At 39.1% G+C, this 15,232-nt stretch carries 8 protein-coding genes, 1 tRNA gene and 1 pseudogene; 1 reads left to right on the top strand and 9 read right to left on the bottom strand.

Annotation, left to right across the window (positions count from 1 at the left end):
• Window positions 1–55 precede the first annotated feature (55 nt).
• The 5 genes and pseudogenes from HMPREF3249_RS04410 to HMPREF3249_RS04385 all read right to left on the bottom strand — a co-directional run bounded on the left by HMPREF3249_RS04410 (window position 56) and on the right by HMPREF3249_RS04385 (window position 5,360).
• Window positions 56–1,792 (bottom strand): ABC transporter ATP-binding protein, encoded by a 1,737-nt coding sequence (locus tag HMPREF3249_RS04410; protein ID WP_049517476.1) that lies wholly within the window; start codon window positions 1,790–1,792, stop codon window positions 56–58.
• A complete protein-coding gene (locus tag HMPREF3249_RS04405) occupies window positions 1,789–3,519 on the bottom strand; it encodes an ABC transporter ATP-binding protein (RefSeq protein WP_070867496.1) in 1,731 nt (576 codons plus the stop codon). Before HMPREF3249_RS04405 ends, HMPREF3249_RS04410 begins: the two co-directional genes overlap by 4 nt.
• A 283-nt stretch (window positions 3,520–3,802) precedes the next feature.
• Window positions 3,803–4,532, bottom strand: a pseudogene (locus tag HMPREF3249_RS04400) (FAD-binding protein); the annotation flags it as partial.
• Window positions 4,533–4,573: 41 nt separating this feature from the next.
• Window positions 4,574–4,646 (bottom strand) — tRNA-Thr (locus tag HMPREF3249_RS04390).
• 144 nt (window positions 4,647–4,790) lie between these two features.
• Window positions 4,791–5,360: a GNAT family N-acetyltransferase gene (locus tag HMPREF3249_RS04385; RefSeq protein ID WP_059220678.1), complete on the bottom strand. Its 570-nt coding sequence runs from the start codon at window positions 5,358–5,360 to the stop codon at window positions 4,791–4,793.
• Between the two features lie 130 nt (window positions 5,361–5,490).
• On the opposite strand from HMPREF3249_RS04385, the gene ald reads away from it, so the two are divergent.
• Complete coding sequence (ald, locus tag HMPREF3249_RS04380; RefSeq protein WP_059220675.1) at window positions 5,491–6,606, top strand: alanine dehydrogenase; 1,116 nt, start codon at window positions 5,491–5,493, stop codon at window positions 6,604–6,606.
• Window positions 6,607–7,304: 698 nt separating this feature from the next.
• On the opposite strand, the gene HMPREF3249_RS04375 is transcribed toward ald, so the two are convergent.
• From HMPREF3249_RS04375 to HMPREF3249_RS04355, 4 genes are all read right to left on the bottom strand, one after another.
• The gene (locus HMPREF3249_RS04375; protein WP_059220674.1) at window positions 7,305–12,626 is read right to left on the bottom strand and encodes a Cna B-type domain-containing protein; all 5,322 of its coding nucleotides are present in this window, start codon (window positions 12,624–12,626) and stop codon (window positions 7,305–7,307) included.
• Window positions 12,627–13,146: 520 nt separating this feature from the next.
• Window positions 13,147–13,473: a TfoX/Sxy family protein gene (locus HMPREF3249_RS04365; protein ID WP_037607740.1), complete on the bottom strand. Its 327-nt coding sequence runs from the start codon at window positions 13,471–13,473 to the stop codon at window positions 13,147–13,149.
• 2 nt (window positions 13,474–13,475) lie between these two features.
• Window positions 13,476–13,976, bottom strand: coding sequence for a GNAT family N-acetyltransferase (locus HMPREF3249_RS04360; RefSeq protein WP_059220672.1), 501 nt, complete (start codon window positions 13,974–13,976; stop codon window positions 13,476–13,478).
• 127 nt (window positions 13,977–14,103) lie between these two features.
• Complete coding sequence (locus HMPREF3249_RS04355) at window positions 14,104–15,168, bottom strand: PhoH family protein (RefSeq protein ID WP_059220670.1); 1,065 nt, start codon at window positions 15,166–15,168, stop codon at window positions 14,104–14,106.
• Between the last annotated feature and the right edge of the window lie 64 nt (window positions 15,169–15,232).

The raw sequence follows: 15,232 nt of genomic DNA, 5'->3' as shown, positions 1-15,232 counted from the left end.
ATAAATCATTTACTATTTCGTTTTGCTCTTTATTTCATATTCTTTCTTTCAAAACTTATACTTGTTGCTGGAGGCGGCTCATTTGCGCATAGATGCCATTTTGTTTTACCAATGTATCATGTTGCCCTCTCTCCACAATCTTTCCTTCAGAAATAACCAAAATTTGGTCTGCATCTTGAATGGTGGATAAACGGTGAGCAATGATAAAAGTCGTTCTCCCCTCCTTGACCACAGCCATTGCTTTTTGAATCATTTCTTCGGTTTCTGTATCAATATGGGAAGTTGCTTCGTCCAATATTAAAATTTTGGGATTAGCGTAGAGAGTTCGTGCAAATGAAATCAGTTGCCGTTCACCGCTCGAAAATGCTGTCCCTTTATCCTTTACAGGTTCATCAATTCCTTTTTTACAACGAGCCAGCAAGTCCCTTGCACCAACCTTTTCTAAAGCTTCCAAAACTTTTTCACGATTGATGCCTGAATGGCTCATAGCTACATTGCTTGCTAGTGTTCCTGTGAATAGATAAGGATCTTGCAAAACAATCCCCATGTGACTACGAAGACTTTCACGAGAATATTGTTGGATGTCTTGTTGATCAATATATATTTTCCCTTTTTGGGGTTCGTAGAAACGATAAAGTAGGTTCATGATAGAAGATTTTCCAGAGCCGGTATGCCCTACCAAAGCAATCGTCTCTCCTTGCTTTGCCTTAAAGCTAATATCGTGCAGGATAGTCTTATCTTTCTCATACGCAAAGCTCACATGTTCAAACACAACCTTACCTTTATTGACTACTAACTGGGCTTTCTCATCTGCTTCCTGAGGTTGATCTAACAATTCTAAAACTCGTTTTCCTGTTTCCAATGATCGTTGTACATTCGGAAAAAGGCGAACCAGAAAACCCATCATATCAAATAAATCAATAATATAATTGAGATAGACAAACAGTACACCTGCGGTAATAACGCTATGACCGCCTAAAAATTGCTGACCAACTATTGTCAAAATAACAGCAAGCACTGCATTTTTCAAAAATTCCGTTAGCGGCCAAGACGAAAGAGCGCTTACCCATACAATTTGTTTATCGGCTTGACTCATTTTTCGGGCAGTTGCATCAAATTCTGAAAGAACTATTTTTTCCTGATTATATAGCTGTATCAGACTAGCTCCATGCATCAATTCATTCACTTGATTATTGATGTCACTCCGTGAATCATAAAAGTCTTCCATCGGCTTGTCCGTTAGTTTTTTATAAAATACCTGAATTCCATAAAAAGCAGGAAGCAATAGCAGCAGCACTGAGGCTGCAAGTGGATTAAGATAAAATAACAGAACGTAGGTAAAAACAATCCGAAGAATTTGAATCAAAACACTAACCAAACTGGCATAAAATTGTCTGCGTAAGGTTTCCGTATCATTTACAATTCTGGTCGCAATCTTCCCTGCCGGCTTATCATCAAAGTAAGAAATCGGCAAATTTTGCATGACTTGATAAGCTTCATTTCTCAGATGTTCGGCTACTTTGTTGCCACAATGCGCTAAAAGTCGGTCGCCTAAGTAAGTCAAGGCGCTCCCCAAAACTACAGCAATTAGGTATAATCCAGCTAATTGCAAAAGCTGAACCTGACGATCTTTTCCACTTCCAATCTGTGTAAGTGGTCCGTCTATCATATTTCTCAAAAAGAGAGGGGACAGTTGGCTAGTCACTGTTGCTAAGACAGCAATTCCGACCGCAAGAAAGAATGCAATTCGAACAACTTTTAGTTCTTTTAATAAACGACTAATGATACTCATTCGCTCCCTCCTTTCTGATGTTGCTGCCGCTGATATTGTTCGGCGTACCAACCTCCTTTATTAAGCAACTGGTTCGGAGTCCCTTCTTCTATAATTTGTCCGTCTTCTAAGACAAGAACCCAGTCTGCCTGCTGGATAGCTGACAAACGGTGCGTCACAATGATTGTTGTCTGATTCGCTCGTACCTTCTGGATATTTTGGATAATTCGGCGTTCTGTCTGAGCGTCAACTGCAGACAAAGAATCATCCAAAATAAGGACTTCTGGCTGTCTAATAAAAGCGCGTGCCAAAGAAATTCTTTGTTTTTGACCGCCAGATATTGACACTCCCCTCTCACCAATAAGAGTTTCCAGTCCGTCTGGCATTCGTTTTAAATCTTCTGAAAATGCCGCTGTTTCAATAGCCCGCTCAATATCACTTAATGTCGCATTCCTCTTGCCAAAGGCAATATTGTCTTTGACGGATTTTGAAAATAAAATATGTTCCTGTGGGACATAGCCAATCATCGCTTCAATTGATTGACGTGAATAGTGACTGACAGATTTTCCATTTATCTGAAATTCACCTTGTCCAATAGGATATTGCTGAAGAAGCTGACGAACTAAGGTTGTTTTACCAGAGCCAGTTTTTCCAACAATACCATACGTTTTCCCTGCTTCGATTTGCCAAGTTATATTACGCAAACTGGGTCTTTCTGCTTGTGGGTAAGTGAAATGATAATCTTGAAATCGAATAGAGATAAGATGTTGCAGCTCCTCTTTTCCACTCATTTTCATATCATCTGTCGTTTCAATCAATTCTATGACCTTTTTAAAAGATGTTTTCCCTGTTTGATAGACCAAGATAAAATCTGACAGCATCCAAAAAGGTTCAATCAGGCTAATCACATACAATTGAAGAGCAATCACTTGCCCAATTGTCAACTGTCCCGTTTTTATAAAAGCAGCACCAATAAGAAGCACAATAATCGTTGATAAAGCGATAAAGACAGAAGAGAGCGGTGCGTAAAGATACTGAATGCCAGCAATTTGATCGCCGACCTTAGATAAAGCTTTCGTGCGCAATTGGAACTGTTCTTTCTGGGTTGCTTTCTTGCTATAAGCACGCGCAACTCGGACTCCCTCTATCGTTTCCAGTACCTCATCATTCAAAGATGCCACTGCTTCACGATTATTTTCGACTAATTTATCTTGTTTTTTTCCAAGAAAATAAATCCATATCATCAATATCATAAGCGGAAGCATAGCCAGTAAGCTAATTTCCCATGAGATAAAAAACATGGTCGGAATGACAAAGGCAATCATGCCTCCAGCATATAAGAGAATGACAATCCCATAACCAACCATCTCCATCATTCCCTCAACATCTGTTGAAAAACGCGTTAGAATATCGCCAGAACGAAATTTTTCGTAGAAAGGCGTTCTCATAGCTACCAATTTCTCAAAAGCTCTTCTTTGCATGAGAAACTTATAGTCAATAGACGACTGAAATATTTTTAAATGCCAATAGTAAGCCGACAGATAGTTGCAAATTGTCACCAAAGCTAACAAACCAACGTCTCTAATTAAATTCTGCTGTGTCAAAGTATGATGCGACAGATGATCTACCAAACGCTGAATCACCTGTGTTGGAATCAACATGGTAAAATCATACAATAGTAAAACCAGAGCAATGGATAAATATAACCATTTATGCTCTTTTATATATCCAAACAAACTTTTAATCATCCTAATCCTTCCCGAAACGCACAAAAAAGCCCAAGACAGAATAAACCTGTCCTGAGCTTACTTGTTTTATTTATTTTTTCATCAAAAATAAATTACAGTGCTGTGCTAGAAAGGAGTTCTGTCGTATGATATACCTGAGTACTGTTTTGTTTTACATCATTCATGATACATTCTCCTTTCTACTTTTAATTAGTTAATACTTTAACATTAAAAGAAATGCATGTCAAGAATATTTACAAAAAATCCTCCCAAAACTGAGAGGATTTCTACCTAAAAATCAAGATTAACATTTCTCTGCAATAGCGGTTTCGGCTGCGATACGTCCAAAAGTGAAAATATCAGTAAGAGAATTGCCAACTAAACGGTTTCCGGCATGCAATCCGCCAGCTACTTTCAAGCTGCATAGAGACCTTGGATAACTTGTCCTTGTTTATTGATAACATGTGTTTCCGTATCAATCTTAAGCCCACCCATAGTGTGGTGAACGGCTGGTTTTCGAAGAGTGGCATAAAACGGTGCTTTTTCAACCTTGAGATCGAAAGCTTCCTTTTCAAATTCAGGATCATAGCCCGCATCAACATAAATATTATAAGCTGTGATCGTCTTGATAAAGACCTGTAGCTCCATTTGTCGCTGTTAAGCCAACTCTTCCAAACTATCTGATCGGTAAATCATTCCATGTGCTACCTGCGCATCAATCTTTTCTTGACTGGTATTATAAGCCGTTTCTTTGATATTTTCGTCTGCAATCAGATAGAAAAGACCGCCATTGTCAATCGCTGCTTGGTCCAATTTATCTCGACTACCGTACTCATCTACAAAACGTTTTCCTTAAGTATTGACCATGATGAAGTTAGCCGGAGGCGCCTGTAATCGGGTCAGATACCAGCATTATTTTCCGGCATTATTTGATAGAAGTCCAAACCGACTAGGTCTGTGCCAACGCTTTGACCTAAGAGAATACCATCACCTATAATAGCTGATGAATTTGATGTCTTAATATCGTCACCAATGCAAAAAAGCCCATTAAAATTGGGCTTTTTCCTGTTCATCATGCTAATTGCCGGGATCGAACCGGCGACCTCATCCTTACCATGGATGCGCTCTGCCAACTGAGCTAAATCAGCAGTACCCATCTACTATATCATGCAGACAGATTCTTGTCAATAGATTTGAAAAATGTTTTCATCATAAGAGAAAGAACTTTTTGTTAGAACGTCCCAAAAAGAACCTAATCACCATTAAAATTTCCTATAAATATCACGTTCACATCAATATTTTTTAAAATAATCTTCCTTTGTCAAACGATAATAAGCTCTCTGAGAAATTCGACCTTCCTCGTGCTCATCGAGTGCTGCGTATGGGTCAATATGGGAAAACTTCATACCAGCCTTTTCCATAACTCGTCCTGAAGCGGGATTTTCAACATCATGGAGAGCTACTAACATATTCATATCCAAACTTTCAAAAGCCAGTCGAATTATTTCTTTCAATGTTTCCGTTGCCAAGCCCTGATTCCAGTAATTCTTATGAATCACATAGCCGATAGCTGCCTTTTTGAGGACCGGATCCAGCTTGTGTAGGTCAATGCTGCCAATCAGTTTACCACTTTCCTTCAGCTCAATCCCCCAATTTCCAAGTGGTCGACCCATAAACAAACGAGCAATAATATTTTTAGTTTCTTCCAAATCTTTATTAGGTAAAAAAGTATAGCGAGTATTTTCTTCATCAGAAGAATATTCAAACATAGCCTCAGCGTCATCTAAGGTCACAGGTCGTAGGAGCAGGCGCTCTGTTTCCAAAGTTCGGTTTTCAGCTAGCTTTAGATAAATACTTTCCATTTTGCACGAACCTCCTATGTTGCCTCATAGCATAACATAAATACTCACTGAAATCAATGTTTCTAATTTTTCCTTGATTTTTAAAACGTTTTCATATACAATAAAAACATCTCAAAAAAGGAGTAAATCTATGTTAATCGGTATTCCAAAAGAAATTAAAAACAATGAGAATCGTGTTGCTTTAACACCAGCTGGCGTTCACAGTCTCGTCCAAAAAGGTCATCAGGTTTTGGTTGAAACCAAAGCTGGTCTTGGTTCTGGATTTACAGACGCTGACTACAAAGCACAGGGAGCGACAATTGTTACAACTGCAGCCGAAGCTTGGACAGCTGATCTAGTTGTCAAAGTCAAAGAACCCTTAGCTGCTGAATATGTTTTCTTACGTGACAATCTCTTGCTTTTCACTTATCTGCACATGGCTGCTGCACCTGAATTAGCTGATGCTATGACGATTAGCAAGACAATAGGAATTGCTTACGAAACCGTTCGTGACCAAGAGGGGCATCTCCCCTTGCTTGTGCCCATGAGTGAAGTGGCAGGACGTATGGCTGTACAGATTGGAGCTCACTTTCTAACCAAACAAGAAGGTGGTTCTGGTGTACTACTGGGCGGTGTGCCAGGTGTTCCTAAAGGAAAAGTCACTATCATTGGAGGGGGCGTTGTTGGAACACACGCAGCTCGCATCGCTTTAGGACTGGGAGCGCAGGTCACTATTCTTGATATCAGCGCTAAACGCCTGTCCGAACTCGAAGACCTTTTTGGCCACCAAATCCAGACCCTTATGTCTAATTCTTTCAATATTGCTGAAAGTGTCAAAGAGGCCGATGTAGTGATTGGAGCAGTATTAATCCCTGGTGCCAAAGCTCCCAAGCTCGTTACTGATGAAATGGTCAGTAAAATGCGACCTGGATCTGTTATTGTGGATGTAGCCGTTGACCAAGGTGGAGTTGTTGCAACTGCTGATCGTGTAACCACTCACGATGAACCTGTCTATGAAAAACATGGCGTGCTTCATTATGCAGTTGCCAACATACCTGGTGCTGTTGCTCGCACATCAACTCTTGCTTTAACAAATGTAACACTTCCTTACATTGAAGCTTTGGCGGACAAAGGGTTTGAACAAGCTATTGCAGATGATTTGGGTCTACAACAAGGAGTTACTACTTATAAAGGATATATTACTAACCGACCTGTCGCAGAAGGGCTTAAGCGTGACTACACCGATATCAATGATTTATTAGTATAAATTTCGAAAAGGATGGCTTCGCCAAGTCCTACCCACCACCTCAAAGTAATGCTTTGTATAATCACCTACCATTGCTTTTATTATAAGAACAATTTGAGTCTGAGAAAAATAGTGTCTTAGACTCTTTTTATATAAAAATTGAGTCTGTATAATAAAAAACTCTTGGTGTCAATCCCCATCTAAAATGGACAGATAAAAAAGTAACTGTTAAAAGGTATGACTCCTGATATTCCCTAGGAGTCATACCTTTTAATCTTTCTTATGGTCTATCATTATTATACCAGTCTAACTTTTGATTTGGTTGAGCAGTTCCTCTCTGTCTAACGGTGGATGTAACCATAAGGACTTACTTTTGAAGTGTGAGAGGAAATTTTCACACAAAGCATTATTATAACAATCCCCCTTACCTTCCTATACAACTCCTTGAACTCCATTTCCTTCTCCTTCCTTGTTCTTACCTCTTTAGAGTATCATGAACGAAGAAGCTTTGGACTGCTAATCTCTATTCTTTCCTCTATTGGCTCCCTTCTGACCCTCTTGGTAGCCTCCCTGTCGCTTCAGAGTGAAAACAAGCAAAAAGAGAGAACTTCGTCCCTCTCTCGATCTTAGATCTAGTCACCCACTACAGTTGACAATGAGCCTGAAAAAGCCCACTAGATTTCTCTAATGGACTTTCATTGTTCTATCTGATGATAGAATTACACCTTCTTCTTTAACAAGTAAGCAGCTCCACTTAAGGTGAACAGACCTGCAAGTAATGCAAAGAATGAATTTTGACTACCTGTTGAAGGGAGAATTTTCTTCTTCGATTTCTCTGGTGTACTTGGTGGGGTTTGTGGAATTTGTGGCTTCTCTGGTGTATGACGATTCGTGATATTCATACCATCTACCTTCGGTGTGTAACCTTTCGGTACCGCAACTTCTTCCACCGTATAAGTGATTTCCTTACCTGCTTCATATTTGGCAAGTTGTTCAAAACTATATTTCCATCCAGTTGCTTCGCTTGCTGTCGCTACTTTGCCCGTATCTTTACCATTTGCAAGCAATCTTACTTGAATCTCTTTTGGACGAAGACCGTCTTTGTCATTGTCATCTTCCCAAGTCTTTTGACCGCTGACTGAAGTAGTAGCTGGAGTGTAGTTGTTGACAAGATTCATGCCATTTGCTTTAGAGGTATAGCCTTTTGCTACATCTACTTCCTCAACAGAATAAACAATTTCTTTTCCAGTTTTGTAACGATCCAAATCCTTAAAGCTGTATTTCCAATCAGTTGCTTCGCTCGCTGTCGCTACTTTACCTGTGTCTTTGCCATCTGCCAATAAGCGAACTTTGATTTCAGTAGGACGTTTTCTGTCTTGGTTATTACTGTCATTCCAAGTCTTTTGACCGCTAACTGAAGTAGTAGCTGGAATGTAGCTGTTGACAAGATTCATGCCATTTGCTTTAGAGGTATAGCCTTTTGGTACATTTACTTCCTTAACAGAGTAAACAATTTCTTTGCCATCCTTGTAACGATCCAAACCTTCAAAGCTGTATTTCCAATCAGTTGCTTCGCTCGCTGTCGCTACTTTACCTGTGTCTTTGCCATCTGCCAATAAGCGAACTTTGATTTCAGTAGGACGTTTTCTGTCTTGGTTATTACTGTCATTCCAAGTCTTTTGACCTGTCAAGTTTACCTTTTCTGGGGTACGCTTGTTGGTAATTGTGTATTTGCCGTCTTGAGATTTTTCAACTATTGGCTTTTCGTAAGATTCTACGGCAACTTCTTTGACATCATATTCGATTTCTTTACCATTTTCATACTTCGGTAATGGTTTGGATTCAAAAGCCCAACCTTTTTCTTCTGAAGTTTCAACTTCATCAACGATTGTGCCGCCTTTCAGAATTTGAACCTTGACTGTTTTGGTTCGCTTGCCGTCTTGGTTGTTAGCATCTTCCCAGACTTTCTTACCAGAAATGACGATTGTTTCTGGTTCATGGGTGTTTGTGATTTCTTGACCCTTGATAGATGTTTCATATCCTGCTACAGCATCTTCCTTGACAGAATAGACAATTTCTTGACCTGCTTCGTATTTTGGAAGATTAGTAAAGGTATGTTTCCAAACATTGCCATTCGCTGGGTCTGCTTCAGCGACTTTGATATCATATTTCTCAACTTCGGTAGTCACACCACCAACTGTCTTCATCAAGTGAACCGTGATATGGTCTGGACGTTTGCCATCTTGGTTATTATTGTCATTCCAAGTTTTCGTCACTTGATAATCAATCATTTTTGGTGTGTATTTGTTGGTAATATTGAAATCATTGATTTCGCTAGTATATTCAGAAACGACTTCTTCGGTCAGGCTATATTTAATCACCTTGCCTGCTTTGAATTTAGGAAGTTTTGTAAAGACTGTAGACCAAGCGCCGTCAGCTGCCGCTTTCACTTCTTTGGAAGCTACTTTTTCACCGTCAGCCAAGAGGTTGACCGTAATCGATTTCGGACGTTTGCCATCTTGGTTATTGGCATCATCCCAGTTCTTTGTGGCTTTAATGTCAATCGTTTCTGGAGTATATTTGTTCGTGATTGTAAAGCCAGTTGCTGCATCTCCGCTGATTTCACTTGTATAACCAGCTACTGAGCTAACTTCAACTACTTTATAATCAATCGAAGTTCCGCCTTTATCTGCATCTAAATCTGTGAAGCTACCTGCCCAGCCATTAGCTTCTGACAATTCAAGTGTTTTTCCAGTATCCGTGCCATCTGCGAGGAGTTTTACTGTGATAGAAGCTGGGCGTTTGCCATCTTGGTTGTCGGCATCATTCCATACTTTTTTCACTGGAATTTGTGTTTTAGCTGGAGTGTATTTGTTCGTGAATACAAGGTCACTGGCTTGTTTAGAAACGGTTGCTTTTAATTCAGTAGCACTGACTTTTTCAACCCTGACTTCTACTTCGTAAACCGTTGAATCATAAGTTACTCCCGCTTCATTTCCAGAAACTTCTGAAACGGTGTACTTATGTGTACCAACTTGATTTTCGTCGTAAGTCAATGGGGCAAATGAGATATTGCCATTTGCTTCATTAGTGACTGTTTGAAGGACTTTGTCACCTTCTTTTAGAACAAAACTATACTTACCTGCTTCTAGCGCTTTATCTTTTAGAACTTTCTTCGCTCCAAGAGTAACTGATGTAGTACCTGCTGGAGTGTAGGTATTCTCGAATGCTTTTTCATCGTCGTAAGCAACAGTTGCTTTAAGGACACCTTTACCATTGTCCACTACAGTCACTGTGGCTGTGATGGTTTTAGTATCGTACTTGATACCTGTAGCATTACCCGCTTTCTCAGCAATCTTATAAGTATAAGTGCCTGATTCATTGAAGGTCAACTCTTTAAACTTAACTTTTCCGTCCTTGTCATTCTTCTTAGTATCTTGAACCACACCGTTTGAGTCAGTCAAAGTGAATTCAAACTCGTCACCTTGAAGCTGAATCGGTTCATTTGTGTTCTTATTGATCAACGTTTTCGTTGCAGCAACAGGAACTTTCACTTTAGTTGCTTTATAAGTATTTACGAATTTCTGAATTCCACCATTATCAATGACAGAAATGGCTCCAGGAGGAAGCAATGAGTCAGAACTTGCGAAATTCGCAAAAGGAGCTATTAAAGCAGAAATCTGGTTATAAAGAGGGGTTGCAACAAGTTTACCTTGTCCAGGATCATACACAGAAACGGTGACGTGAACACTTCTTGAATCGTGAGTCACACCGTTAATCGTTTGACCAGCATGAGCTTCAACAATAGTGAATTTGTACTGTCCTTCCTTGTCGAAAGGAATATCCTTGAAGACAACATGACCATTGGCATCATTTTTAGCGCGTTGAACTTCGGTTCCTTTCTCATCTTTCAAGATGAATTCAAATTCATCTGCTTGAAGAGGAGTCGGACGATTACCAGTCAATTCTTTATCAACGAAGATATCAGTTTTAGTTGGTAATAATTTATATGTATTTGTGACAGTCGTAGCATCTGTTTGATTGGCTGTGTAGCCGCCTACGGTAGTGACTGGTTTTTCCTGAGCATCTACTTCTTTAACACTATAAGTGTACTTCGTAGCATTTGCATCTGTCGCAGGAAGATTGGTCCATTCAACAGTTCCATCTGTCTTTGGAACTTCTTTCTTCTCAGCATCAGCTACAGCTTCCTCAGTTCCACCTTCTAATGTACGATACAGTTTGAAATAGAATTTTGGACGGGCATCAGCCTTACCACCAGTCCAGACTTTCTTAGCAGTCACATTTGTCTGTGGAGGAAGATAAGTATTGGTGATTTTGGTCATCTCGTCATTGTAAGAGACAACGTAGTTGTGGCTACCTATTTCGACTTTTTCATTTCCTTCCAAAGGCAAAGCTGTCTCATCTTGAAGTTCGCGAACAGAGTAGACTAACTCTGTGGTTCCATCTACATCATACTTAGGTAGTTGATTTTTCCACTCGTAAGTATAAACACCATTGGACTCAGTTACCTCAGGAGTATAGTTCCCTGAGACAGGTTTTGAATCTGCAACAGTTTGTCCTTTCTTGTGGACATACAAGCCAAGTTTGACTTCTTTGTAGTCAGTTTTCTTTCCGCCTACCCAAGTCTTGGTTGCTTTAAAATCAACTGTCACACGTTTATTAGAGATGTTGAGCGGAACACCTTTTCCTTCTTTCAATTCTACTTCAAACTCTTGACTATTAACAATGTAACCCGACTTCGTTTTCTTTTCTTTGACAATGTACTTCCCATCATTGAGAGCCTTTGAAAGAGCAATACCGTTTTCATCCGTTACCACTGTATCAACTACTTTATTAGTCGCTTTATCAATAATGTCAAATTTAACATCTTTCAACTTAACATCTGCATCAGCTTCATCGAATTTAGTAATTTTGATCTTTCCAGCAATATCAGCAGTAACAGTTGCACCTACAGATTTAACCGTCTTTACATTAAACGTTGCTTCTGTTTTGGTTCCAGTACTACCTCCGTATTTTTCCCAAATAAGTTGTGGTTGGTTATCAATCAAGTACTGCGCTGAGTTACTTATCGTTGAAGTATCTGCTGGTGAGGACGTATCATACGTTAAGAAAAAGCTCTTTGTTCCCATATTGGTCGGCATGAGCAACTCAAATCCTCGTTTCCCATTGACAAAGGTCAACAAAGCCTTTTTATCTGAGTCAGCCTTGTATGCCTCCGGATCGGTTGTGATTTCGTATTTATCACCTATATGTTTAAGAGCAGATGAATTCGTATTCGTCGTCTCAAATTCTGCTTCATACATATAGAAAGTATCTTCCACATAGTTAGCGAAGGCTCCCTTTGAAACATCATCCGTAATTTTTACCACATGTCCAGTCATATCTTTCTTAGCGCGATTAATTTTCATTTGAAAATGTGCCCTCGCCTTATTGTTATCGTTATAACCGTACTTTGTAATAGTTTCTCCAATCACTTCAGTCTGTTGATATTTATTCACTTTATACGTGATGGTCTGTTTTTTACCATCTGGTAAAACATAGGTAACCGTTTTCCCCTCTTTTTTGAGCGTTTCAGTTGCTTCTGCAACAAAGTCCCCACGGATATTTTGCTTGTCCTTCACCTTGTCATTGAAGGTAAATACTAGCCGATGGTTGGCACTTTCTACCTTCACAGTTCCCATCTTTGTATTTGAATTTTTATCGATGAGATCCAGACTACTATCTGTCAAACTCAAGTTATCTGGAGCCTTTACGATAAAGTAATCACCATTCTTGATTTCATTAGCTGCCACATTGGGAAATGAGAATTTACCTGAATATTTCAATTTCATCAAAGTATCGTTTGAACCATGAATTCCTTCAGTCTCACTTCCTGTAGATGCGATAGTAATCTTCAAGTCCTCGAAATGGGCTTTATTGGTAACGTCAGCAGCAGAAACCCGCTGGACGTTCCAGAAACCTATAACAGTAAAGACCGTGAATAAAGATAAAAAGAAAATTATCCACTTCTTTGTCTTCATAATAAATTTCTCCTTTTTCTAATTTTTTATAAGCTAATAGTATAAATTTCAATACTATACTACAATTACTATTATACTTCAAATCAGTTAAAAAAAACATATCTTTTAAGGAAGTTTTCTTGACAGATTGTCACCCTTTGATTTATTTTTATTATGATAAGAATAAAGTAATTAAGACTATTTCACGAAACAAAACAATAAAAGTGCTATAAAATTCATACAACGAGTAAGTCCACTGGAGATTATGAACTTTCTGAAAGGCCAAAACAATACTAACATCGTTCTTGAACTCCCATACCCCAACGCTAAGATAGAGACTAGCAACAACCTCTTCAAAGTCATCAAGCGAAATGTTTTTAGCTTTTGAAACTTTGATAAGATAAAAAATGCATTTCCACGTTTTATCCACTGGGGTAATCTTCCACCACCTATCATTTAAATTCGGAGCTATATCTGGTAAATTGGTTTCCTTTTTTAGCCATAACAAAAAAGCCCTTAGCAGGCTTCTTTGTTGCTTTGTTCACATTTGCTTTTTCTTTTTAGGTTTAGGTAGCGGCAGTTGATCATACATAGCTAAAATCAGATCTTCTAGAAACACCTTATTATCAAGGTCTTCCACTAAAATCATTTCTTTGGCACCTTCGTATGGAAACTCAAACGAAGGTTGGTCAATCTTATCTAAGACTGCTTGCACAGGTTTAACTAAAAAGCGATTATCATAAATACCACCAATAATCTTGTCACGGAAGTAAAGAATATACTCCCCCATCATGGAACGATAAGCCACATCATCTAATCCCGATAATTGCTCCAAAACAAATTCCAAATAGTTTTTACTTGATGCCATTTCTAACCTCTTAAGCTCTGTTCAACGATAACACCCGTATAGAGTTCTTGCTTGACCTCACTTCCAATTGGTTTGAAGCCCTGCTTTTTCCAAAAATGCTGAGATTGTGGATTCCCCTTGATATAAGCCAAACGTGCTTTTCGAAAGTTTTTAGCAAAATAGGTTAGCGCTTCTGTCACAATCTGGCTGCCAATACCTTTCCCTTGATAGGTCTGATTAACCATAAATAGACCAATAAAAACTGTCTCCTCATCAGGATAGGCATAGACAAAATCCATAACAGCTACAAGGTTAGAGCGATCCCAAAAGCCAACATAAAACTTATCAGCCTTAGCTTTACCTTCAGGTAGACGAAGCATGTCCTCTTTTATACTTGCCAAATTTGGCTTTGGTGGACAATACTGAAAATATAGAGGATTGCTTTCATATAAAGATAAAATACTTGGAATATCCTTTTCAGTTAGTATTCTACACCTGTAATACTTAGATAGTTGGTCAATCATTTTTTAATTCTTACTTTCTGTGTCCTGTGATTATGACATAGGAAGATGCATTGATAGCCATCAGTCACGTAGCAGATTCTTTTGCAAGCGTACTTCCCCAAAATTAGTCGTGTGCAACTTGTTCAGATTAGTCAAGAGATAGCCCTTCATCATCTTCCGACTCCTTGGCTGGCTCGCCGACGATTTTGGAATTGGTCAAACTTGATTTTTCTTCTTTAGAAAAATGATGATGCGCCATTTCAGTAGAATGTTCATAAGCCTTGATAATTTCAGCTACTACAGGATGGCGGACAACATCTTTTGCAGATAAATAAACAAAATCAATCTGCTTGATTTGTTTCAATTTCTCTGTCGCATCAATGAGACCTGATTTACTGTTCTTCGGCAAGTCAATCTGACTAATATCTCCATTGACAATCATCTTGGAATTAAAACCAAGTCGGGTCAAAAACATCTTCATCTGCATAATGGTCGTATTTTGCGCTTCATCTAAGATGACAAAGGCATCATCCAATGTTCGTCCACGCATATAAGCTAAAGGGGCTATCTCAATGATTTCTCGCTCCATAAGGCGCGTAGTCTGTTCTTTCCCAAGAATTTGGAAGAGTGCATCGTAAACGGGTCTCAGATAAGGATCTACTTTTTCTTTTAGATCTCCTGGCAAGAAACCAAGACTTTCCCCTGCTTCAACCGCCGGACGAGTCAAAATAATCCGCTTGACCTGACCGCGTTTGAGTGCTGTCACTGCCAAGGTCACCGCTAAGAAGGTTTTTCCTGTTCCTGCCGGTCCAATCCCAAAGACAACATCATGATTCTTAATGCTATCAACATAGATTTTTTGCCCTAAGGTCTTGACACGAATGGGCTTGCCATAAGAATCTTTGATAATTTCTTCCTCATACAGAGCCACAAACTTATCAATTTCACCATTTTTAACCATGGTAATAGCCGTCACTACATCTGGCGTCCCAATCGTCATCCCGCGATTCACCAAAACTAGCAGAGCTTGAAGCACCTGGCGAGTCTCCTCACAAGCTGCTTCGCTACCGATAATCTGGACAACCTCCGTCCTTGCATGAATGGTTACCTGTAACTCCTGTTCCATTAAACGCAAGTGACGTTCATTGGAACCAAAAAGATGAAAAGCATCATCCGGATGCTGTAAGGTAATTTCTACTGAATGTTCTTGCAAATAAAGAACCTCTTTCTTCATATTATTTACTATTATTATAGCAAAGTAACTCGGAAAATTCTAT

The sequence above is a fragment of the Streptococcus sp. HMSC36C04 genome, from assembly GCF_001839535.1.
In the GTDB taxonomy this organism is placed as follows: Bacteria; Bacillota; Bacilli; order Lactobacillales; family Streptococcaceae; genus Streptococcus; species Streptococcus hominis.
Note: the sequence above shows the minus strand (reverse complement) of the source record. Positions and strands in the feature narration are given on the sequence as shown.

What these genes read in the sequence shown, in the direction of transcription:
- HMPREF3249_RS04410 (WP_049517476.1), bottom strand. Translation starts at nt 1,792, where the DNA reads ATGAGTATCATTAGTCGTTTATTAAAAGAACTAAAAGTTGTTCGAATT.
- HMPREF3249_RS04405 (WP_070867496.1), bottom strand. Translation starts at nt 3,519, where the DNA reads ATGATTAAAAGTTTGTTTGGATATATAAAAGAGCATAAATGGTTATAT.
- HMPREF3249_RS04385 (WP_059220678.1), bottom strand. Translation starts at nt 5,360, where the DNA reads ATGGAAAGTATTTATCTAAAGCTAGCTGAAAACCGAACTTTGGAAACA.
- ald (WP_059220675.1), top strand. Translation starts at nt 5,491, where the DNA reads ATGTTAATCGGTATTCCAAAAGAAATTAAAAACAATGAGAATCGTGTT.
- HMPREF3249_RS04375 (WP_059220674.1), bottom strand. Translation starts at nt 12,626, where the DNA reads ATGAAGACAAAGAAGTGGATAATTTTCTTTTTATCTTTATTCACGGTC.
- HMPREF3249_RS04365 (WP_037607740.1), bottom strand. Translation starts at nt 13,473, where the DNA reads ATGGCATCAAGTAAAAACTATTTGGAATTTGTTTTGGAGCAATTATCG.
- HMPREF3249_RS04360 (WP_059220672.1), bottom strand. Translation starts at nt 13,976, where the DNA reads ATGATTGACCAACTATCTAAGTATTACAGGTGTAGAATACTAACTGAA.